We start from the raw sequence: 22,140 nt of genomic DNA on the forward strand, positions 1-22,140 counted from the left end.
TGCGCATGGGCCCGGTGCCGCGCAAGGGCCGGGCGGCTACGACGGAGGCCGGGTCCTCGCTCCCCTACAGGAGCCAGGACCCGGCCTCGGACGGCCCGTCAGGGCCCCGTACCGGGCGGGTGGGCGGTCAGCCGCGCTCGGCGGCCACCAGGGCGGGGAACGCCTCGTCCAGGGCCTCGTGCCAGTCGCGGATCGGGGCGATGCCCGCCCGCGCCCACCGGTCGTGCCCGAGCACGCTGTACGCGGGCCGGGGCGCGGGGCGCACGAACGCCTCGCTCGTGGTGGGCCGGACCCGCTCCGGGTCGGCGCCCAGGAGACGGAAGATCTCCCGGGTGAAGCCGAACCAGGTGGTCTCGCCGCCGCTGGTGCCGTGGTAGACGCCGGCCGGTGCCGTGCCCGACAACGCCGCCTGGCCGAGCGCGACCAGCCGGTCCGCCAGGTCCACGGTCCAGGTCGGCTGGCCCCGCTGGTCGTCGACGACGTCGAGGGTGTCCTTGACGCCCTCCAGCTTGATCATCGTGCGGACGAAGTTGCCGCCGCCCGCGCCGTACAGCCACGCCGTGCGGACCACGTAGCCGCGGTCGGGCAGGGCGTCGAGGACCGCGCGCTCACCCGCCAGCTTGGTACGGCCGTAGGCGCTGCGGGGGCCGGTCGGGGCGTCCTCGGCGTACGGCTTGCCGGCGTCGCCGGGGAAGACGTAGTCCGTGGACACCTGCAGGAGCACCGCTCCCGCCTCGCGGCACGCCTCGGCGAGCACCGCCGCACCCGTGCCGTTGACGCGCAGCGCCGCGTCCTCCTGGGACTCGGCGTCGTCGACGGCGGTCCAGGCGGCGCAGTTGACGACGACGTCGGGACGGTGCGCCTCGAATGCGGCGCGCACCGACGCGGGGTCGGCGACGTCCACCGTGCTCCGGTCGGCGGCGACGGCGGTGACGTCCTCGTCGGCGAGCCGGGCCAGCACGTCCCGGCCCAGCATGCCGCCGGCCCCGGTAACCAGCCAGACGGGGCTCACAGCGCGGCCCGGTCCTTCAGCGGCTCCCACCAGGCGCGGTTGTCGCGGTACCACTGCACGGTCTCGGCGAGACCCTGCTTGAAGTCCTTGCGGGGCACGTAGCCGAGCTCCTCGCGGATCTTCGTGCAGTCGACGGAGTACCTGCGGTCGTGGCCCTTGCGGTCCTCGACGTAGGTGACGCTGGTCTCCCAGTCCGCCCCGCACGCCTCCAGCAGCAGGCCGGTGAGCTCCTTGTTGGAGAGCTCGGTGCCGCCGCCGATGTTGTACACCTGGCCCGCGCGGCCCTTGGTGCGGACCAGCTCGATGCCCTGCACGTGGTCGTCGATGTGCAGCCAGTCGCGGACGTTGGCGCCGTCGCCGTACAGCGGCACGGTCTTGCCGTCGAGCAGGTTGGTGACGAAGAGCGGGATGACCTTCTCGGGGAAGTGGTGGTGCCCGTAGTTGTTGGAGCAGCGGGTCACCCGCACGTCGAGCCCGTGGGTGCGGTGATAGGACAGCGCGATGAGGTCGCTGGACGCCTTCGCGGAGGAGTACGGCGAGTTGGGCTCCAGCGGGTGGGTCTCGGGCCAGGAGCCCTCGTCGATCGACCCGTAGACCTCGTCGGTGGAGATGTGCACGAAGGTCTTGACGCCGGCCAGGTGCGCGGCGTGGATGAGCGTGTGGGTGCCCACAACATTGGTGCGCACGAACTCGGCGCCGCCGTCGATGGACCGGTCCACGTGCGACTCGGCGGCGAAGTGGACCACCTGGTCGTGGTCGGCCATGAGCTTGGTGACCAGCTCGGCGTCGCAGATGTCGCCCTGCACGAACGAGAAGCCCGGGTGGTCGCGGACCTCGTCGAGGTTGGCCGGGTTGCCCGCGTAGGTGAGCTTGTCGAGGACGGTGACGGAGACGTCTCCCGGGCCCTCGGGGCCCAGTATGGTCCGGACGTAGTGCGAGCCGATGAAGCCGGCTCCGCCGGTCACCAGGATGTTGGTCGTCATGAGGAGATCTGCACCTTGCTGTGGTCGCCGAGGACGAGTCGGTGGGCGGACGGATTGCGGGGCGCCGGGGTCACCTCGACCTCACGGCCGATGAGCGACGCCTCGACGCGGCGGACACCGGTGATGGAGGCCCCGCGCAGGACGATGGAGTACTCGATCTCGCTGTCCTCGATGCGGCAGTCCTCGGAGACCGAGGTGAACGGCCCCACGTAGGCGTCGCTGATGACGGAGCCGGCGCCGACGACGACCGGTCCGACGATGCGGCTGCCGGTCACCTTGGCGCCCGGCTCGATCCGCACCCGGCCGATGATCTCGCTGTGCTCGTCGACCTCGGCGCCCTCGGCGCACGCCTCGACGGACTCCAGGACCAGCCGGTTGACCTCCAGCATGTCGGTGACGTTGCCGGTGTCCTTCCAGTAGCCCGCGATCGTGGTGGACCGGACGCGGCGCTCCTGGTCGATCAGCCACTGGATGGCGTGGGTGATCTCCAGCTCGCCGCGCCACGAGGGCTCGATCGAGCGCACGGCCTCGTGGATGGCCGGGGTGAAGAGGTAGACGCCGACGAGGGCGAGGTCGCTCTTGGGGACCTTGGGCTTCTCCTCCAAGGCGACGACATGCCCCTCGGCGTCCAGCTCCGCGACGCCGAAAGAGGTCGGGTTGGGCACCCGGGTCAGCAGAATCTGGGCGTCGGGGCGCTCCTCGCGGAAGCCTTCGACGAGCCCGGTGATGCCGCCGACGATGAAGTTGTCGCCCAGGTACATGACGAAGTCGTCGTCGCCGAGGAAGTCCTTGGCGATGAGGACCGCGTGAGCGAGTCCGAGGGGGGCGTCCTGCGGGATGTAGGTCGCCTTGATGCCCAGCGCCGAGCCGTCGCCGACGGCCTCGCGGATCTCGTCGGCGGTGTCGCCCACGATGATGCCGACCTCGGTGATGCCGGCGGCCGCGATCGCTTCCAAGCCGTAGAAGAGCACCGGCTTGTTGGCGACCGGAACCAGCTGCTTGGCCGAGGTGTGCGTGATGGGTCGCAGGCGGGTGCCCGCCCCACCGGAGAGTACGAGTGCCTTCACGTTTCCCTGTCCATCGTGGATTTCAGTGGCCGGGGAGGTGGGTCCCGCGTCAGGAAGCCCCCCTCCGTTCTCTGGGATGTTACTGCGCCTCCCCCGCCGGTTCCCCGGGAGGCAACCCCGGGCCACCTTACGAACGGATCACACCTCGGCGCGCCAGCGCCGTACGTCACGGCGCAGCCGACGCACCGCGCGGCGCGCGAAGGACGCCTGGGGACGCGCGGGGACCGCGCGCCCGGACTCCTGACGCGGGGGCGCCTGCAGTCGCCTTCCCGGCGCGTACTCGGGCACCGTCAGCTCGAAGACGGAGTCGGGAATCTGCGCCTGCGCGTCTCTGAAGTGCGGGTACGCGAGGTAGGCGGCGCTCCCCCGGTCGGCCGGGACGACCTCGGGCTCCCGTTTCGCGGCGAGGAACCGCAGGACCTCGTCGAGCCAGTCGAGCCGCCCGCGCGCCACGTATTCGAGCCGGATGCGCTCGCCCACCTTGATGCGCTGGGCCACGCCCGGGTGCCAGTAGGCATCCATGAGCGGCGCGACCAGTTCCAGCTTGTGGCGCCGCACCTCCTCGCTCTCCTTGAGCACGCAGGGGCCGAACTGCTGGAGCAGGCCGACGGTGAACGGCCGCACCATCATGAAGTCGCGCTGCGGGCCCTCCGGCACCAGGCGGGCGATGAGCTCCATCAGGGCCCGCAGCGCGGCGAACCGTGGCTCGTAACTGCCGGAACGGGTGACGTGTTTGCCGTCGTCGCGGCCGACGAGGTAGTAGCAGACGTAGTCGGAGATCACGGAGACGCCGGCGCCGCGGATGTACGCCTCCATGGTGAAGAGGGCGTCCTCACCGGTCTTCAGCTTCTCGTCGAACTCGAGGCCGAGGCGGGTCAGCAGTTCGCGCCGGAAGAGCTTCTGCGCGCTGAGGGTGTAGATGACCCGGGAGCTGTAGATGTCGACGCGTTCGTGGGTGCCCTGCCACATCGACCCGGGGGCCCCGCGGTTGACGCCGACCAGCTTGCCGAGGACCACGTCGGTGCCCGCCCGGTCGGCCATGGCGACCATCCGTTCCAGGGCCTCGTACCCGAGGAAGTCGTCGGCGTCGAGGAAGAAGACGTACCGGCCGCGCGCCCGCCGGAGGCCCACGTTGCGCGGACCGCTCGGGCCGCCGGAGTTGGCCTGCCGCAGGACGGTCATGGGGATCGGGGTGGAGGCGGCGAACCGCTCCAGGTGCTCGCCCGTACCGTCGGTCGAGCCGTCGTCGATCGCGATGATCTCCATGCGGTCGGCGTCGAGGGTCTGGGAAGCGACGGATTCGAGGCAGCGGACGAGGTACGGCATGGCCTCGTAGGCCCCGATGATGACGCTGACATCCGGTGTTCTTCTCGCGTTCACACCTGACAAGACACCCGGAACCCGACGAAAGTTACGGCACCGCCCTCCCCTGCGAAATGTGACCTACGCCACACGGCCCGGAAGTCCGTCCTGTGACGGTCTCCCGGGCCATGCGCATCGCGGTGGACGACCGGGTCTCCGGCCGGCCGGTTCAGCCGCCGACCGGCTCCCCCAGGTTGGCGACGCCCAGATTCCGTGCCTCCGCCCGCGCGGCCAGGGCCTGCACGGCGGCGTCGAACCGCTGGATCGACGTCGGCTCGTCGGGGCCCAGCAGGTACTCCTTGATCTCGCGGCGCTCGGCAGCGAGGGTGTCGGCCGCCTGGTCGGCGACCGCGGCCAGCAGGCCGTCCAGCTCGGTGGCCTCGTTGGAGAGGATCACCGCCGCCCGGACCGCCGTGTTCTGGCGCTTGAACTCCTCGGCGCCCAGCCCCGCGGAGTCGGTGACCGCGTAGGGCTTGCCACTGGCGATGAAGTCGGAGACCACGCTGGAGATGTCCGAGACCATCGCGTCCGACTCGTTGAAGCAGTCGTACAACCGCATCGTGGAGCCCTGGACGACCTGGTGCTGCCACCAGCCCGCCGAGCGCCAGTAGGCGCTGTTCCACGCGTCGCGCAGCTTCGCGGTCTCCGCCTCGCGCGCCGGGTCGGCGAGCGAGTTGCGGGACAGCTCGGCCTCGTCGCGGGCGTTCGACGCGCCGCCCGCCAGTTCGGCCAGCCGCGCCTCGATCCGGACCAGCTCGGCGCGGGCGGCGGCCTGCTCGCCCTGGAGCTCGGCCGCCTTCGCGGTCCAGCGCGGGTCGGCGGTCCGCTTGGCGGCCGCCTCCTCGATCAGTGCGGTGATCCGCAGGTGGGCGGCGAGCGCCTGACGGCTGCGCGTCCCGGTGAACGGGTGCGGCTTGTACAGCACCCGCACCGGGTTCTCGGCGGCCAGCAGGCGGCGGACGATGTTCTCGCCCGCCAGCAGCAGCGAGGTGTTGCCGGGGTTGTCGTCCCAGCCCTCCCAGGTCGGGGCGTACAGCACCGTCGGGATCGGGTTCCTGGTCGTACCGGTCCACGGGAGGATCGTCGCGAGCTGGGGCCTGCCCACCTCGACGATGTCCTCGTCGCGCACACCGACGTCGGCCAGCGCGTACCGGTCCCGTCCCGCGCGGCCGGCCGTCCACACCTCGTCGTAGACCTTGCTGAACGGGTTGACGCTGGCGAGCTTGTCGCTGTCGCCGTGGCCGATGAAGACGTGCTTCATCGTGGGCACCCGGAGCATGTGGATGTTCTTGCCCACGTTGGCCGCGTACAGCGCGACGCGCACCGTCGACAGGTCCAGGTTCATCAGGTGCACCCCGCCGGGCACGCACAGGACCGGGACCGAGGTGGAGGCGAGCTGGGGCACGATGGCCCGCTCGCGCAGCACGATCAGCGGGCGGCCGTCGAGCTGCCCCATGGTCTCCAGCCACATGTTGACCTGGTAGGCGGAGTCCTTGGACCCGGAGAAGTACAGCACCACGGTCGGCTTGTACGACTTCAGCCAGGTGTCGACCGCGGCGAGGATCTTCCCCTCCGGCGGCACCAGCCGGCTGGGCCGGACATAGGGCAGCAGCGCCAGCAGGTAGGCGACCGCGAGGGCCAGGGTCAGGGCGAGCCCCGCGTAGGCGATCGCCTCCACGCCCGACTCGGCGGCCACCAGGACGCCGATCACGGCGAACAGGTCCAGGTGCAGCATCTTCTCCGCGGGCCGGCTCATCAGCAGCCGCGGCGGGGCGTCCCCTATGCCGAGGGGGCCGAAGTCGACGTTGCGGCTGACCACCGGCAGCTTGCGGCGCAGGCGGATCAGCGTGACCATCGCGCCCTGGGGCGCCTGCATGCCGTAGAAGGCCAGCAGGCAGGCGACGGTCACGTAGAACAGCGTCTGCTCGCCGTAGCCCATGCGGGCCAGCAGCAGCACCAGCAGGAGTTCGCGGACGAGGAAGCGGATGGACAGGCCGGCCCGGACCGCGGCGAGCCGGTTGATCAGATAACTGCCGCAATGGTGCAGATAGCGGTCGGCCGCATAAGTCGCGGCGACGGCCACGGCGAAGAACCAGACATTGGGGATTATCGCCGCGAGCATGACGCAGGGAAAACCCAGAACCAGGAATAGGGCGGCGGCCAGCTCCGACCCGCTGCCCACGCGAGCCATGCGAATGGCTTTCGAAATCACGAAGTACCGCTCCCGAGGGTGCTGACTTTGCAGTGCGGGGAAATTGTGAAGAAAAGATTCACGAATACGGACCCCCGCCGTTCGCGGTAAAGGCGAACAGCAGGGGCCCGAATTATTTGTCAAGCAGTATTACACATCGGCCTGTCGGTCCAGCACCGCGGCCAGGGCCTGCTCGAACCCGGAGGCCTCGGAGGCGCCCGAGGTGGGGTCCTGCTGCCGCACGTCGATGACGTGCCCCGTCATCTCGGAGAGCAGCACGTCCACGGAGGTCTGGGCGACCGCCTCGGACGAGAGCAGCGAACCGGCGGGCTCGTCGCCGAACGCCTTGGTGCGCATGGGCGTCGCGGTGCGCTCGGGGTTCACGCAGTTCACCCGCACCCCGTCCGCGGCCCACTCGTCGGAGAGCGCCTGGGTGAGGTTGACCATGGCGGCCTTGGTGGAGGAGTAGAGGCTGTACTCCGCGCGGCCCCGGGTGTAGCTGCTGGAGGTGTACAGCAGCAGCTGGCCCTTGGTCTCCGCCAGGTACTTGTACGAGGCGCGGGCGATCTGCACCGGGGCGAGGTAGTTGACGTTCAGGGCTTCCTGGATCGTCGCGTTGTCCGTCTCGGCCAGCTTGCCGATGCGCAGCACCCCCGCGGTGTTGACCACGAAGTCGACCCGGCCCGTCTCGGCGTACGCCTTGGAGAGGGCGTCGTCGATGTGCTCCGGGTTCTCGACGTGCGTGCCCGTGGTGGAGCGTCCCAGCGCGTACACCTTGGCCCCGTACGACTCCGCGAGGGCGGCGATGTCCGCGCCGATGCCGTAGGAACCGCCGAAGACGACCATCGTCCGGCCCTCCAGCAGCTCCCGGTAGGTGACGTCGTCGGCAGGGCGCGGCACGGCGGTCGAGGCGAGCTGGAACAGCTTGTCCGCGATGAAGACGTCGACCGGCTGGGTGACCTTCATGTTGTACTCGTCGCCCGCGACCACGTAGATCGGCACGTCCGGCAGGTACTTCAGGACCACCGAGCAGTCGTCGGTCGCCTGGAAGTTGGGGTCCGTGGCGGCCGCCTCGTAGGCGCGGCGGATGGTCGAGAGCTTGAACGCCTGCGGCGTCTGCCCGCGCCGCAGCCGCGACCGGTCGGGGACCTCGGTGATGAACTCGCCGTCACCGCCGTGCGTCCGGGTCACGATGATCGTGTCCGCGGAGGGGATGGCGACGTCGACGGCGGAGTAGCGCTCCAGCGCGTCCACGCAGTCCTTGATGACACGCTGCGAGAGCAGCGGGCGCACGGCGTCGTGGAACAGGATGTTGCGGTCCTCGCCCTCGGCCAGGCCCTCGCCGAGCACCGCGATGGCGCGCTCGGTGGTCTCGTTGCGCGTGGAGCCGCCCTCGATGACCTTGACGACCTTGGTCAGGCCGGCCTTGGTCACGATCTTCTCGACGTCCGGCACGTAGCCGGGGGCCATCAGCACGATGATGTCGTCGATCGACTCGGACTGCTGGAAGATCGACAGCGTGTGCTCGATGACCGCCTTGCCGGCGATCTTGAGGAGCTGCTTGGGGATGGACAGACCCACGCGCTGACCAGTACCACCGGCGAGTACGACTGCAGTGGTTCGGGCTTGGACTATGTGCTGCACAGACACAGACGACCTACCTTGCGAGGGCTCGGGAACATCCCGATGGTTGCACTCTCCGTTACCATCTCGCAAGGTGGACGTCGAGTGGCGGTCCCCCGTTCGACACCTCGTGTACCCCTGGTGGACAGGGGTGACGCCCCCGCCGTGCCGCCACGACCTGGTGACCGACGCCACACGTGTGAGCGGACCGGTCCACCCCTGAGCGGGCCGCACGCCCTTGTGGTTTCACCCGACCGGCGCACCCGCACGGGCCGGGAGCCCTCCCGCCGGGCCGCTCCGGGCGCACGCGGACACGCCGCGGGGGCGGACCGTCCACCGGATGGACCCGCCCGCCCCCGCCCCGCCGGACGTCCCGTCAGTGCTTGAAGGGCTCGAACCCCTGGAAGTCGCGCAGGGCCTCGTCGCGCTCCGCCTCGCGGTCCCGGCGGCGCTGCTCGGCCGGTCGCGGGGCCTCCATGCGGTGGTCCTCGCCGCGTCGCCCGAGCATCTCGGCGCCGGCCATCATGGTCGGCTCCCAGTCGAAGACGACCGCGTTCTCCTCGGGGCCGATCGCGACCGCGTCCCCGGCCCTGGCGCCCGCCTTCATCAGCGCGTCCTCGACGCCCAGGCGGTTCAGCCGGTCCGCGAGGTAACCGACGGCCTCGTCGTTGCTGAAGTCCGTCTGGCGCACCCAGCGCTCGGGCTTCTCGCCGCGCACCCGGTACACGCCCTCGTCGTCGGGGGCGACGGTGAAGCCGGCGTCGTCGACAGCCTTCGGGCGGATGACGACCCGGGTCGCCTCCTCCTTCGGCTTGGCCGCGCGCGACTCGGCGACGATCCCTGCAAGCGCGTACGAGAGGTCGTTGAGACCCTTGTGCGCGATGGCCGAGACCTCGAAGACGCGGTAGCCGCGCGCCTCCAGTTCGGGGCGGATCATCTCGGCCAGCTCCTGGCCGTCCGGGATGTCGATCTTGTTGAGGACCACGATGCGGGGCCGGTCCTCCAGGCCGCCGTACTGGCGCAGCTCCTCCTCGATGATGTCGAGGTCGGAGACCGGGTCGCGGTCGGACTCCAGCGTGGCGGTGTCCAGCACGTGCACCAGGACCGAGCAGCGCTCGACGTGGCGCAGGAACTCCAAACCGAGGCCGCGGCCCTGGCTGGCGCCGGGGATGAGGCCGGGGACGTCCGCGACGGTGAAGACGGTCGAGCCGGCCGTCACGACGCCGAGGTTCGGCACCAGGGTGGTGAAGGGGTAGTCCGCGATCTTCGGCTTGGCCGCGGAGAGCACCGAGATCAACGAGGACTTGCCCGCACTCGGGTAACCCACCAGGGCCACGTCGGCGACGGTCTTGAGCTCCAGGACGATGTCCCGGCTCTCGCCCGGCTCGCCCAGCAGCGCGAAACCGGGCGCCTTGCGGCGCGCCGAGGCCAGCGCGGCGTTGCCGAGGCCGCCGCGACCGCCCTGACCGGCCACGAAGGTCGTTCCCTGGCCCACCAGGTCGGCGAGGACGTTGCCGTCCCGGTCGAGGACGACGGTGCCGTCGGGGACCGGCAGGACGAGGTCCTGGCCGTCCTTGCCCGAGCGGTTGTCACCGGCACCGGGCTGGCCGTTGGTGGCCTTGCGGTGGGGGTGGTGGTGGTAGTCCAGCAGCGTGGTCACGGCCTGGTCGACGACGAGGGTCACGTCGCCGCCCCGGCCGCCGTTGCCCCCGTCGGGGCCTCCCAGCGGCTTGAACTTCTCACGGTGGACGGAGGCGCAGCCGTGGCCTCCGTTACCCGCGGCGGCATGCAGCTCGACGCGGTCCACGAAGGTGGTCATGGTTGGTGCCTCCAGGTACTGCGGGAAAAAACGGAATGTTCTCTGTCGTAACGCGCCGAGGGCGGACCCTCTTCCCCGGTCTACCGGGAAAGCAGGGATCCGCCCTCGGAAGGTGCTGTGTCGTTCTCCGCGCGCCGGAAGATCAGGCGGCGACCGGAACGATGTTCACGACCTTGCGGCCACGGTGCGTACCGAACTCCACCGCACCGGCGGTCAGCGCGAACAGCGTGTCGTCGCCGCCACGGCCGACGCCCGTGCCCGGGTGGAAGTGGGTGCCGCGCTGGCGGACCAGGATCTCACCGGCGTTGACGGCCTGACCGCCGAAGCGCTTCACGCCGAGCCGCTGAGCATTGGAATCGCGCCCGTTCCGAGTGGACGATGCGCCCTTCTTGTGTGCCATGAGTCGTCAGTCCCTTACTTCGCAGCCGCGGGGATGCCGGTGACCTTGATCGCCGTGTACTGCTGGCGGTGGCCCTGGCGACGGCGGTAGCCGGTCTTGTTCTTGTAGCGAAGGATGTCGATCTTCGCACCCTTGTGGTGGTCCACGACCTCGGCCTGGACCTTGACGCCCGCCAGGACCCACGGGTCGCTGGTCACGGCGTCGCCGTCGACAACGAGCAGGGTCGAGAGCTCGACCGTGTCGCCAACCTTGGCGGTGGAAATCTTGTCAACCTCAACGATGTCGCCGACAGCAACCTTGTGCTGGCGACCACCGCTGCGCACGATGGCGTACACGCGGATCTCTCTCTCGCTCGGAACGGGTCCCCTGATGCCAGCCGCTCGCACGGGCCGGAGCCCGGGACGATCCGGAAGGATGAGCGGCCTCTCCCGTCGCGGTGCGGACACCGGTTCCGGAAGGGATGTGCTCAGGGGCAGGCGTACGAAACACGCCGAGGGTTCAGGTTACGGACCGCTGCCCGGCGGGTCAAACCGCCCCCGGACGGCCACCGCCCGCGAAGCGGCTAGCGCCGACGCAGTCTGCTCGCGGCCGAGGCCGCGAGCCGGCGCACCGCCTTGCGGTGCTTCGGGGACAGCCTGCGCAGCACGCCGCGGTACACCCGGCGCAGCCCCTTGGGCGGCGGCTGGACGGCGACGGGGGGCTTCGGCTTGGGCGGCGGCGGAGGGTTGCGTACGACGAGCCTGAGCTGCTTGCCGGGCCCCGACCACTCCGGGCGCACGGTCCGCGCGCCGCCGCCGAGTTTCTTGGAGGCGAGGGCGACCCGCTGTTCGGTGTCGTACGGGTTGAGCCGGGGGCGCCGCCCGACGCCGAGCACCTGCACCCCCATCCAGACCTCGTACGCACCGGGCCGCAGCGGCTCGCCGCCCGCCAGGGTGGTGGGGTCCAGGACCACGTCGCCCTCGACGACCACCTGGCTCTCCCCGTCCTCCCCGTACGCCTCCAGGTGGGGGACGAGGGTGTCCTCGGCGTGCCACCAGACCTTGCGGCGGCCGTCGTTCACCAGGATCTCGCCGTTCGCGTACGCCAGCGGATCCTCCACGACGAGCCCCTCGGCGCCCTCGATGCCCTCGGTGAAACGGGGATCGAGTACGTACCGGCCGTCCTGCTCCACGAGGGTCAGCGGCGAGCCGTCGGCGCGGTGGAAGGTGGCCCGGACGTGCAGGGTGAGGCGTCCGTCGTCGTCCTGCTCCGCGGCGGAGACGTCCAGCCGCGGCTTCACCGCCTGGACCCGGCGCGCGAGCTCCAGCAGGGAGTCCGGCCGGCCGTCCTCCAGCAGCGTCGCCCGCAGCTTCTGCATCGCGGGCATGCCCGCGCGCACTCCCGGCGGGAAGGCTTCCAGGGCCAGCGGACGGATGATCTCGTACGCGCGCAGCCGGGCCTCGTCGTCGACGCGGGTCACGTACGGCTCGCCTATTCGGCTCATCGTCTCCACGCGGTACAGCCGGCGCATCAGCCGGTCCTGGAGCTCCCCCGGCTCCGTGGAGTCCCGGAGCGCGCCGATGACGGTGCGCAGCCGGCCGTAGTCCTCGACCAGGTCGTACGCGGCGGTGCTGTGGTTTCCGCCGTCCTCCCTGCGGTTCCAGAAATAGCAGGGGTAGTCGGCGAGTATGGAGACGGTCTTGGCCTTCGGGTACGCCTGGACCATGAACAGCAGGTCCTCCATCCGCCAGTACCCCTCGGGAAACCGCAGGTCGTGCTCCACGAGGAACTCGCGGCGGAACATCCGGTGGGCCGTGAGCGTCTCGATCAGCGGAGCGTCCTCGACGGTGCAGCGCTCGCGCGAACGGCGGAAGACGGCGGACGGACCGACCATCGTGCCGGCCATCTTGCCCATGACGATGTCGGAGCCGTTGCGTTTCCCCATCGCGTACAGACGCTCCAGCGCTTCGGGCGCCAACTCGTCGTCCTGGTCCACGAGTTGTATGTACTCGCCGCGGGCCGCGGCGATCCCCACGTTGCGGGGCTTGCCGGGCCAGCCGGAGTTCTCCTGGTGCAGCACCCGCACGTGCGGGTGCCGTTCGGCGAGCAGGCGCAGCCGCTCCAGCGAGTCGTCGGTCGATCCGTCGTCCACGTAGACGACCTCGTAGGCGTCCGCCCCGATGCTCTGTTCCGTCAGCGACGGCGCACACCGCTCGATGTACGGCCCCGCGTTGTACACGGGCACCACGATGCTTACTTTCAAATGAGCCATGAATCCCCCACCCCTTGAATTACACATCAAATATACCTGCGCTCCACTTGGTGGAGAGATGGGGCATGACGGGCGGAAACGGGCACCGCTGTGTTTCGTTCCGGTGACCTCAACCCCCGGAAGCAGACACGGGCCCATACGCCGACGAGCCGCCCCCGGGACAGCGGGGGCGGCTCGTGGGGGAACGGACGGGTGTTACGCGTCCGACGACGTCTCCGAAGCGGCCGCCTTCTTGGCGGTCGTCTTCTTCGTGGCCGTCTTCTTGGCCGTCGTCGTCTTCTTGGCCGCCGTCTTCTTCGCCGCCGCCTTCTTGGCCGGGGCCTTCTTGGCGGCGGTCTTGCGGGCCGCCGTCTTCTTGGCGGGTGCCGCCGGCTCCTCGTCGCCGGTGGCGCCGGTGCCACCGGTCTCCGCCGAGCCGCTGTCGATCACGACGGTCGCCGCTTCCTCGGCGCCGGTCGGCGACCCGGCGGGCGCGGTGGCCTTACGGGTCGCCCTGCGACGGGCGCGCGGGGCCGGGGCCTCGCCCGCCGGGGCCTGCGCCTCGGGGGCCGGGGCGGGGGCCTGCGCCTCGGGCGTCTCGGCCTCGGGGGCCGGGACGGGCTCGGGCGCTTCGACCACCGGGTCCTCCACGGCCACCGGGTCGGCCGCGGGCTCGGCCGGACGGACCGGCTCGGGTGCCTCGGCCGGCTTCGGCGATCCCGCCGGGGCGGACGCCTTGCGGGTGGCCCGGCGGCGCGTCCGGCCCTGCGGGGCGGCCTCGGCGGCCGGAGCCGCGGCGGGCTCCTGCTCCACGGCCGCCGCGGGGGCGGGCTCGGCAGGGGCCTCCTCCCGGACCGCGGGGACCTCGGCGACCACCGGGGCCTCCTCGACGACGGGCGCCGGGGCGGCCGCCTTCGGGGAGCCGGTGGGAGCCGACGCCTTGCGGCTCGCCCGGCGACGGCCCCGGCCGCGCGTGGCGGCGGCCTCCGCCTCGGCCGCGCTGCTGTACAGCTCCTCGTCCGGGACGAACTCCGGCTCGGGCAGCGCCACCGGGGCGGCCACCTCGGCGGCGACCTCCGCCTCGGTCTCGTGCTCGTGCTCGTCGTGCTCGTGGCCGTGCTCGTCCAGCTCGTGGCCGTGGTCCTGCTCGTGGCCGTACTCCTGGCCGCCGCGGCGCTTCTTGGAGCGCTTGCCGCCCCCACCGCCGCCCGACACCGTCGGCTGCTCCATGTGCACGATCACGCCGCGCCCGTTGCAGTGGACACAGGTCTCGGAGAACGACTCCAGCAGCCCCTGGCCGACCCGCTTGCGGGTCATCTGGACCAGGCCGAGCGAGGTGACCTCGGCGACCTGGTGCTTGGTCCGGTCGCGGCCCAGGCACTCCAGCAGCCGCCGGAGCACGAGGTCGCGGTTGGACTCCAGCACCATGTCGATGAAGTCGACGACCACGATGCCGCCGAGGTCGCGCAGCCGGAGCTGGCGAACGATCTCCTCTGCCGCCTCCAGGTTGTTCTTGGTGACGGTCTCCTCGAGGTTGCCGCCCTGCCCGGTGAACTTGCCGGTGTTGACGTCGACGACGACCATCGCCTCGGTCTTGTCGATCACCAGCGAACCGCCGCTCGGCAGGTAGACCTTGCGGTCCAGCGCCTTCATGAGCTGCTCGTCGATGCGGTACGTCGCGAAGATGTCGACCTCGGACGTCCAGCGGGACAGCCGGTCCGTCAGGTCCGGCGCCACCTGGGAGACGTATCCGTGGATGGTCTCCCACGCCTCGTCGCCGCTGACGATGACCTTGGAGAAGTCCTCGTTGAAGATGTCGCGGACGACCCGGACGGTCATGTCCGGCTCGCCGTAGAGCAGGGTCGGCGCGTTGGAGCTGCCGGTCGCCCTGGACTTCTTCTGGATCTCCTCCCACTGGCCCTGCAACCGCTCGACGTCGCGGCGCAGCTCGTCCTCGCTCGCGCCCTCGGCGGCGGTGCGCACGATGACGCCCGCGTCCTCGGGAACGATCTTCTTGAGGATCGACTTGAGCCGGGAGCGCTCGGTGTCGGGCAGCTTGCGGCTGATCCCGGTCATCGAGCCCTCGGGCACGTAGACGAGGTAGCGGCCGGGCAGCGAGACCTGGCTGGTCAGGCGGGCGCCCTTGTGGCCGATCGGGTCCTTGGTGACCTGGACCAGGACGGACTGGCCGGACTTCAGCGCGGTCTCGATGCGGCGCGGCCCGTGGGCCATGCCGAGCGCCTCGAAGTTGACCTCGCCGGCGTACAGCACGGCGTTGCGGCCCTTGCCGATGTCGACGAAGGCGGCCTCCATGGACGGCAGCACGTTCTGGACCTTGCCCAGATAGACGTTGCCGACGTAGCTGGTGGCCTGCTCCTTGTTGACGTAGTGCTCGACCAGGACGTTGTCCTCGAGGACGCCGATCTGGGTGCGCTCACCGTTCTGGCGGACGACCATGACGCGCTCGACGGCCTCGCGCCGCGCCAGGAACTCGGCCTCGGTGATGATCGGGACGCGACGGCGGCCCTGCTCGCGGCCTTCGCGGCGGCGCTGCTTCTTCGCCTCCATGCGGGTCGAGCCCTTGATGGACTGGACCTCGTCGAAGCCGGTGCCGGGCTCGCGCTCGGCCGTCTCACGGGTCCGGCGCTCGCGCGGTTCACGCACCTTGACGACCGTGCGCTCCGGGTCGTCGGCGCCCTGGTCGGCGTCGACGCCCGTGTCGCCGTTGCGGCGGCGACGACGGCGACGGCGACGGCTGCTGCTCGACCCGGAGGCCGCGGAGTCGTGGTCGTCCTGCTCGTCGTCCTCGTGGTCCTGGGCGTCGTCCTCGGCCTCGGGCGCCTCGTCCTGGGCGTCGGCGCGGTGCCCGGAGCCGGCGGGCTCCTCGTCGTGCTGCTCGTCCTCGAAGTCTCCGGCCTCACCGCGGCGGCGGCGACGGCCCCCGCGACGGCGGCGGCGCGACGGCCGGTCGCCGTACTCGTTCTCCTCGGACTCGTGCGCGTCGTCCTCGGCGACGGGCGCCTCGTCCTCCGCGGGCTCCGGCTCCTCCTCGGGCGACGCCACCGACGCGGCGGCGGCGCGCTCACCCTCGGCGGCCTCGCCACGGCGGCGGCGACGGCGACGGGACCCGCCCTGCGGCGCGGCCTCGGCGACCGGGGCCGCCGCCTGCGGGGCCTGCTGCTCCTCGGTCTCCTCGTCCTCGACCTCGTCGTACGGGGCCGACTTCGCGGCTGCGGCGGCCGCGGCGGCGGCCGTCTCGGGCGTCTGGAACATCGGCTCGGCGAACACCGGCGCCTGGAAGACGGCCACGGCCGGGCGCGTCGCACGGCGGCCCTTGCGGGCGGGCTCCTCGGTGGCGGTGAACTCCGGCCGGCCGGCCGGGGCGGTGGCCCGGCGGCGACGGCCGCGCGGCGCGGCGTCGGCGACCTCGTCACTCTCGGAGGCGAGCTCCTCGGCGACCGCGGCGGGCAGGCTCTCGCCCACCTCGGGCGCGGCCTCGACGGCCTCGGCGATCTCGGCGGGCTGCGGTGCACCGGCGGGGGCCGAGGCCCTGCGGGAGGCGCGGCGGCGGCCGCGGGGGGCCTCGGCGGGCTCCTCCTGCGCGGCGGGGGCCTCGGCCGCCGGGGTCTCGGCGGCGGGCGCCTCGACCGTCTGCGTCTCCGCGGCCTGCGTCTCCGCGGCCTGCGTCTCCGCGGCCTGCGTCTCCGCGGCCTGCGTCTCCGCGGCCTGTCGGCCGGCGGCCTCGGACTGCGGCGCACCGGCCGGGGCGGAGGCGCGGCGACGGGCGCGGCGCGGGGCGGCGGACGGCTCGGGCTCCACGGCCGCGGGCTGCTCGACGACCTCGGGCTCGACAACCTCCGGCTCGACGGCCTCGGGCTCCGGCTCCGCGAGGGGCTCGGCCACCACGGTCTCCACGGCGCCCTGCGGCGGACCGGCCGGGGCGGATGCCTTGCGGGAGGCACGGCGGCGGGGGCGCGGAGCCTCGGCCGCCGGCTCCTCGACGGGCGCGTCGCCCTCCTCCACGGGCACGGGCTCGGCCACCGGCTCGGCGGCCTGCGGCGCACCGGCGGGGGCGGTCGCCTTGCGCACCGCACGGCGGCGGGCACGCGGCGCGGGGGCCCCCTCGGGTGTCTCCTCGGTGGCGCCGGCAGAAGCCCCGGCCGGGGCTTCGGGCTCGGCGGCGGGCGCGGTGGCCTCGACCACGATCTCGGCGGCCTCCGGCGGGGCGGCCGGGGCTGTCGCCTTCCGGACGGCGCGGCGGCGGGCGCGCGGCGCGGGCGCGGCCTCGGCCGGCTCGTCGGCCGTACGCGGCTCCTCGGCCCCGGCGGCCGGGGCCGACGGCGTCGCGTCGTCCGCGGCGGTGCCCGCCGCTCCGACGGGCGGGCCCGCGGGGCGGGACGCGGCGCGGCGCCTACGGCGCGGCGGCAGCTTGTCCCCGGGGGTGTTCTCTTCGCTGTTTCCGGTCGTGCCGGGTTCGTTCGACTGAGGCATGCGGGCGGTTCTCCCGTCGCGCTCCCGGGCGCCGCGCCTGAATCCGGTACGGCGGGCTCGCACGCAGTGCGGTGCACCGCCGCCCGGGGCGCGGGCGCCGCACGGGAGCTGATGTCTGGCTCGCCGGTTCCGTACACGGTGTGCGTACGGCCTGGCGAAAGTCTTCTGGTCGGCGCGCGGCCCGACCCAGGTGGCTCCCGAGTCGGAGGGCTGCGCTTTCGACGACCGCCTTACGCGGTTTCGGCACCCTCGGGCACCGTCGCGGCGGCATCCCCGACGGCCGCTGATGCGGCCGGGGTTGCGTCGCGGTCGGGCGCGAGCGGGTCGGTCACCGTGCCGGACTCCTCGTCGAAGAGCCCCTGCGCCAGCCTGGTCACCGCTACGGGGACCGGCGGCGCCAGGTCGGCCACGGCTCGGAGACCGGACAGGACGTCGTCGGGTCGTACGGCGGGTGTGGTGTGCCGTACTACCAGGCGCAGTATCGCACAGGCGTCGTCCCCGGGCCTATCGGACTCGGCGTGCAGGGCCTCCAGCGAGGCCACCGCGGCACGGGCGTCGAAGGTCCGCATGCCGTTCTTGGCGCGGCGCTGGACCTCGACGGTCCCGGCCGCCAGGAACGCGCTCACGGCCCGTCCGGCCTCTTCGACGGTGACGCCCTCGACCCGCATCTCCCAGACGGAGGCGGTCAGCCGGTCGGCGAGACCGGACGTCCGGGCCTCCACCGCGTCGGTGATGTCGAGGCCGTCCGGCAGCGACTCGTTGAGCAGCTCGCGCAGGACCGCGGGGTCACGCGCCTCGGTGAGGGCGATCTCCAGGAACTCGGCCTCGCTGCCGGTGCCGGTCGGTGCGGCGTTGGCGTACGACACCTTGGGGTGCGGGGTGAAGCCGGCGGAGTAGGCCATCGGCACCTCGGAGCGGCGCAGCGCCCGCTCGAAGGCCCGCTGGAAGTCACGGTGGCTGGTGAACCGGAGGCGGCCGCGCTTGGTGTAGCGCAGTCGGATGCGCTGCACCGCCGGTGCGGGCGGCGGGCCTTCGGGCTGTCGCTTGCCCAGTGGTTCTTCTCCTCGGTGCGGGGCGGCCCCGGCGGGGCGCCGCCCACGAAGTACAGGGTCCCCCGTCAGGGCCGGGACGTCCGCGCCGGTCCGTCCTGCCCCGGCGGATTCGCGCCGGGCGGGTCGGTCTCGGGTGCGGCCCACCGCGTCGGGGGGTCGTGTCGGTGGTACTGCCTCACCCAGAGTACGCGCAGGGGCCCCGCCCGGTTCCCCGACCTGGGGTTCCGCCCGTCCGCCACGAGCGGAAACGAGAGGGGGCGGCGGGAACGACGCAGCGGCCCGCCCTCCGTCCGGGACGGGGGGCGGGCCGCTCACGGACGACTACTGGTTGACCACGCTCAGCGGCAGCAGCTTCTTGCCGGTCGGGCCGATCTGGATGTCCAGGTCGAGCTGCGGGCAGACGCCGCAGTCGAAGCAGGGGGTCCAGCGGCAGTCCTCGACCTCGGTCTCGTCGAGCGAGTCCTGCCAGTCCTCCCAGAGCCAGTCCTTGTCGAGGCCCGAGTCCAGGTGGTCCCAGGGCAGGACCTCCTCGTACGTCCGCTCGCGGGTGGTGTACCAGTCGACGTCCACTCCGAAGGCGGGGAGCGTCGCGGCGGCGCACTTCATCCAGCGGTCGTAGCTGAAGTGCTCGCGCCAGCCGTCGAAGCGGCCGCCGTCCTCGTAGACGGCGCGGATGACGGCGCCGACGCGGCGGTCGCCGCGGGAGAGCAGGCCCTCGACGATGCCGGGCTTGCCGTCGTGGTAGCGGAAGCCGATCGAGCGGCCGTACTTCTTGTCGCCGCGGATCTTGTCCCTGAGCTTGGCGAGCCGGGCGTCGGTCTCCTCGACGCCGAGCTGCGGCGCCCACTGGAAGGGGGTGTGCGGCTTGGGGACGAACCCGCCGATGGAGACGGTGCAGCGGATGTCGTTCTGGCCCGAGACCTCGCGGCCCTTGGCGATGACGTTGACCGCCATGTCGCCGATCTGGAGGACGTCCTCGTCGGTCTCGGTGGGCAGGCCGCACATGAAGTACAGCTTCACCTGGCGCCAGCCGTTGCCGTACGCGGTGGCGACCGTCCGGATCAGGTCCTCCTCCGAGACCATCTTGTTGATGACCTTGCGCATCCGCTCGGAGCCGCCCTCGGGGGCGAAGGTGAGGCCGGACCGGCGGCCGTTGCGGGTCAGCTCGTTGGCCAGGTCCACGTTGAACGCGTCGACGCGGGTGGACGGCAGCGAGAGACCGATCTTGTCCTCGGTGTACCGGTCGGCGAGGCCCTTGGCGATCTCACCGATCTCGCTGTGGTCGGCGGAGGACAGCGAGAGCAGGCCGACCTCCTCGAAGCCGGTGGCCTTGAGACCGCGGTCGACCATCTCGCCGATGCCGGTGATGCTCCGCTCCCGCACGGGGCGCGTGATCATGCCGGCCTGGCAGAAGCGGCAGCCGCGGGTGCAACCGCGGAAGATCTCCACGGACATCCGCTCGTGGACCGTCTCCGCGAGCGGCACCAGGGGCTGCTTGGGGTAGGGCCACTCGTCGAGGTCCATGACGGTGTGCTTGGAGACCCGCCACGGCACGCCCGACTTGTTGGGCACGACCCGGCCGATGCGGCCGTCGGGGAGGTACTCGACGTCGTAGAAACCGGGAACGTAGACGCCGCCGGTCTTCGCCAGCCGGAACAGCACCTCTTCGCGGCCGCCGGGGCGGCCTTCGGCCTTCCAGGCGCGGATGATCTCGGTGATCTCCAGGACCGCCTGCTCGCCGTCGCCGATGACCGCGCAGTCGATGAAGTCCGCGATCGGCTCGGGGTTGAACGCGGCGTGGCCGCCCGCGAGCACGATCGGGTGGTCGACGGTGCGGTCCTTGGACTCCAGCGGGATGCCCGCGAGGTCCAGCGCGGTGAGCATGTTGGTGTAGCCCAGCTCGGTGGAGAAGCTCAGCCCGAACACGTCGAACGCGCCGACGGGACGGTGGCTGTCCACGGTGAACTGGGGCACCGCGTGCTCGCGCATCAGCTCTTCGAGGTCGGGCCAGACGCTGTAGGTGCGCTCGGCGAGCACGCCCTGGCGCTCGTTGAGCACCTCGTACAGGATCATGACGCCCTGGTTGGGCAGCCCGACCTCGTACGCGTCGGGGTACATCAGGGCCCAGCGGACGTCGCACTCGTCCCACGGCTTGACGGTGGAGTTCAGTTCACCGCCGACGTACTGGATGGGCTTCTGCACATGCGGGAGCAGAGCTTCGAGCTGTGGGAAGACCGACTCGGCAGACATCTCGCGAACCTTCGTGAGCTGGCGGGGGTGACCATCCAGCGTACCCCGGTGCTCAGCTCTTCAGCGCCGCCCGTGCTCCGGGAGCCGCCGCCCGGGACCAGACGCCGGGCAGTTCGCGCTCCCGGGCGGCGGCGCCGGCCTCCTCCCGGGCGTACAGCAGGCCCCAGGTGAAGGAGGACTCCCCCGCCTCGTTCGCCCCGACCGCGAGGTCCCGCAGGGCGTCGCGGGCCACCACGCTGTCCTGGTGGTCGCCGAGCAGGGACTGGACCTCCTTCATCCGGCGGGTGAACCGCTTCGCGGGCTTGCCGAGCGCCGGCCGGGCAGCCTCGCCGGCGTACCGGGCGCGCTTGGCGGCCTTGCGGGCCTCGTGCAGGGCGAGGTCGCGCTCGTGGCCCGGCGGGCGGTCCCCCGCGAGGGCGACCCGGTCGGCCAACCGTCCGAACTCCTTGCGCGCCGCCTTGGCCAGCACCTTGTCCGGGGACCGGCCGGCGGCGGGCAGCAGCGGCGGCTCGTCCAGCAGCGCCACCAGCGTGTCGAGGAGCGCGAGGTAGCGCTCGCCGTCGAGCGTCCCGACGACGCGGGCGCGCGAGTCCGCCCGGCGGGCGGCCGACCAGAGGCGCAACCGCGCGCGGACCGGGCCGAGCAGCAGCGGGTCCGGGACGTCCTCGACCGCCGCGTCGAGCCGCTTCTCCAGTACCTCCTGGTCGCGTCCCACGCCCAGTTCGCCGGCCAGCCACTTCAGTTCGTCGCCGAGCAGGTCCGTCACGCTCCGGTCGAGAACGGCTCGGAAGCTCTTGAAGGCGCTGCGCAGCCGGCGGGTGGCGACCCTCATCCGGTGGACGGAGTCGGGCAGTTCCCTGCGGACGGCCGGATCGAGCGCGACGATCGCCTCGACCTGCTCGCGGACGTACGCGAGGACGTGGTCCCCCGCGGTGGGCGCGGAGGCCCGCTCCCGTCGCTCGGGCTTCCCGGGCTTCCCGGGCTTCCTGGGCTTCCCCTTGGGCGCGGGGGTCGTCTCGGCGAGGGCGCGGGCGAGTTTGGAGTGCGAGCCGGAGGGCCGGACGCCCGCGGCGGCGAGCCGCCCGGCGACGGCGTCCAGGAGGGCGGGATCGCCGTCGTCGGCCAGTTCCACCTCGATCTCGGTCCAGGCGGCGGTGGTGCCGGCGCCCGGTCCCGCGAGGCGTTCGGCCACGACGGCGTCGACGCTCAGCTCCGCGAGGAGGCACCCGTCCGCGTCCCGCAGGTGGTGGACGTCGCGTGCGGAGAGGAGGCGGACGGTCGGCCGGAGATCGGCGCCCCGGACCCGGGACCGCAGCAGCGCGGCGAGGGAGTCCGGCAGGGTGTCGGAGAGCGGGGCGCCGATCTCGTCGCGGACGTGGGCGGCGACCGGGAACTTGACGTGCCACCCGGCGTCGGAGCCGCCGGTGCGGCGGCGCAGCGTCACGGAGTCCGCGGCGAGCCGGAGGTCGTCGGTGTCGTAGTAGACGGCGTCCAGTTCGGTGACGCCCAGGGCCGCCACCGCGGCCACGTCCGCCGTGCCCGTCAGGTCGGGCACCTGCGCGCCGGGGTCCGCTTCGAACTTCCGCTCGATCTCACGCTTCACATCGGCCATGTACCGAATCTAGTCGCGCTCCGCTCCCCCGTGCAGGGGGCGAGCGCC

14 protein-coding genes are annotated in these 22,140 nt (G+C 72.2%); all 14 read right to left on the reverse strand.

Annotated features, from left to right (window positions below; genetic code table 11):
• Nucleotides 1–127: 127 nt before the first annotated feature.
• The 14 genes from rfbD to Q0994_RS00490 all read right to left on the reverse strand — a co-directional run bounded on the left by rfbD (nucleotide 128) and on the right by Q0994_RS00490 (nucleotide 22,092).
• Nucleotides 128–1,012: a dTDP-4-dehydrorhamnose reductase gene (gene rfbD, locus Q0994_RS00425; RefSeq protein ID WP_299527395.1), complete on the reverse strand. Its 885-nt coding sequence runs from the start codon at nucleotides 1,010–1,012 to the stop codon at nucleotides 128–130.
• Nucleotides 1,009–1,995 carry a dTDP-glucose 4,6-dehydratase gene (gene rfbB / locus Q0994_RS00430; RefSeq protein WP_299527397.1) on the reverse strand — a complete coding sequence of 329 codons (987 nt, stop codon included), beginning with the start codon at nucleotides 1,993–1,995 and terminating at the stop codon, nucleotides 1,009–1,011. The genes rfbD and rfbB overlap by 4 nt, the downstream gene beginning before the upstream one ends.
• Nucleotides 1,992–3,062, reverse strand: coding sequence for a glucose-1-phosphate thymidylyltransferase (locus tag Q0994_RS00435; protein WP_299527399.1), 1,071 nt, complete (start codon nucleotides 3,060–3,062; stop codon nucleotides 1,992–1,994). The genes rfbB and Q0994_RS00435 overlap by 4 nt, the downstream gene beginning before the upstream one ends.
• 138 nt (nucleotides 3,063–3,200) lie before the next feature.
• Nucleotides 3,201–4,442 (reverse strand): glycosyltransferase family 2 protein, encoded by a 1,242-nt coding sequence (locus tag Q0994_RS00440; protein ID WP_299527401.1) that lies wholly within the window; start codon nucleotides 4,440–4,442, stop codon nucleotides 3,201–3,203.
• A 151-nt stretch (nucleotides 4,443–4,593) separates the two neighbouring features.
• Nucleotides 4,594–6,615, reverse strand: coding sequence for a hypothetical protein (locus tag Q0994_RS00445; RefSeq protein WP_299527402.1), 2,022 nt, complete (start codon nucleotides 6,613–6,615; stop codon nucleotides 4,594–4,596).
• A gap of 150 nt (nucleotides 6,616–6,765) precedes the next feature.
• On the reverse strand, nucleotides 6,766–8,265 hold the full coding sequence (locus Q0994_RS00450) for a bifunctional cytidylyltransferase/SDR family oxidoreductase (protein WP_299527404.1): 1,500 nt from the start codon (nucleotides 8,263–8,265) through the stop codon (nucleotides 6,766–6,768).
• Between the two features lie 349 nt (nucleotides 8,266–8,614).
• Nucleotides 8,615–10,057 (reverse strand): GTPase ObgE, encoded by a 1,443-nt coding sequence (obgE, locus tag Q0994_RS00455; RefSeq protein ID WP_299527406.1) that lies wholly within the window; start codon nucleotides 10,055–10,057, stop codon nucleotides 8,615–8,617.
• 142 nt (nucleotides 10,058–10,199) lie between these two features.
• The gene (gene rpmA, locus Q0994_RS00460) at nucleotides 10,200–10,457 is read right to left on the reverse strand and encodes a 50S ribosomal protein L27 (RefSeq protein WP_014045902.1); all 258 of its coding nucleotides are present in this window, start codon (nucleotides 10,455–10,457) and stop codon (nucleotides 10,200–10,202) included.
• 14 nt (nucleotides 10,458–10,471) lie between these two features.
• Complete coding sequence (gene rplU, locus Q0994_RS00465; RefSeq protein ID WP_299527429.1) at nucleotides 10,472–10,792, reverse strand: 50S ribosomal protein L21; 321 nt, start codon at nucleotides 10,790–10,792, stop codon at nucleotides 10,472–10,474.
• 227 nt (nucleotides 10,793–11,019) lie between these two features.
• A complete protein-coding gene (locus Q0994_RS00470) occupies nucleotides 11,020–12,708 on the reverse strand; it encodes a glycosyltransferase (RefSeq protein ID WP_299527431.1) in 1,689 nt (562 codons plus the stop codon).
• Between the two features lie 195 nt (nucleotides 12,709–12,903).
• On the reverse strand, nucleotides 12,904–17,178 hold the full coding sequence (locus Q0994_RS00475) for a ribonuclease E/G (RefSeq protein WP_299527433.1): 4,275 nt from the start codon (nucleotides 17,176–17,178) through the stop codon (nucleotides 12,904–12,906).
• Between the two features lie 230 nt (nucleotides 17,179–17,408).
• Nucleotides 17,409–18,188, reverse strand: coding sequence for a TIGR03936 family radical SAM-associated protein (locus tag Q0994_RS00480; protein WP_299527435.1), 780 nt, complete (start codon nucleotides 18,186–18,188; stop codon nucleotides 17,409–17,411).
• 363 nt (nucleotides 18,189–18,551) lie between these two features.
• Nucleotides 18,552–20,480, reverse strand: a complete 1,929-nt coding sequence (locus Q0994_RS00485) for a TIGR03960 family B12-binding radical SAM protein (RefSeq protein WP_299527437.1) — start codon at nucleotides 20,478–20,480, stop codon at nucleotides 18,552–18,554.
• Nucleotides 20,481–20,532: 52 nt separating this feature from the next.
• A complete protein-coding gene (locus tag Q0994_RS00490) occupies nucleotides 20,533–22,092 on the reverse strand; it encodes a CYTH and CHAD domain-containing protein (protein WP_299527439.1) in 1,560 nt (519 codons plus the stop codon).
• Between the last annotated feature and the right edge of the window lie 48 nt (nucleotides 22,093–22,140).

It is taken from the genome of uncultured Streptomyces sp., assembly GCF_947488945.1.
Classification (GTDB): Bacteria; Actinomycetota; Actinomycetes; order Streptomycetales; family Streptomycetaceae; genus Streptomyces.

Coding starts and splice junctions, on each gene's coding strand:
- Q0994_RS00475 (WP_299527433.1), bottom strand. CDS start 17,178: ATGCCTCAGTCGAACGAACCCGGCACGACCGGAAACAGCGAAGAGAAC.
- Q0994_RS00485 (WP_299527437.1), bottom strand. CDS start 20,480: ATGTCTGCCGAGTCGGTCTTCCCACAGCTCGAAGCTCTGCTCCCGCAT.
- obgE (WP_299527406.1), bottom strand. CDS start 10,057: ATGACCACCTTCGTGGACCGCGTCGAGCTGCATGCCGCCGCGGGTAAC.
- Q0994_RS00445 (WP_299527402.1), bottom strand. CDS start 6,615: ATGGCTCGCGTGGGCAGCGGGTCGGAGCTGGCCGCCGCCCTATTCCTG.
- rfbB (WP_299527397.1), bottom strand. CDS start 1,995: ATGACGACCAACATCCTGGTGACCGGCGGAGCCGGCTTCATCGGCTCG.
- rpmA (WP_014045902.1), bottom strand. CDS start 10,457: ATGGCACACAAGAAGGGCGCATCGTCCACTCGGAACGGGCGCGATTCC.
- Q0994_RS00490 (WP_299527439.1), bottom strand. CDS start 22,092: ATGGCCGATGTGAAGCGTGAGATCGAGCGGAAGTTCGAAGCGGACCCC.
- Q0994_RS00470 (WP_299527431.1), bottom strand. CDS start 12,708: ATGGCTCATTTGAAAGTAAGCATCGTGGTGCCCGTGTACAACGCGGGG.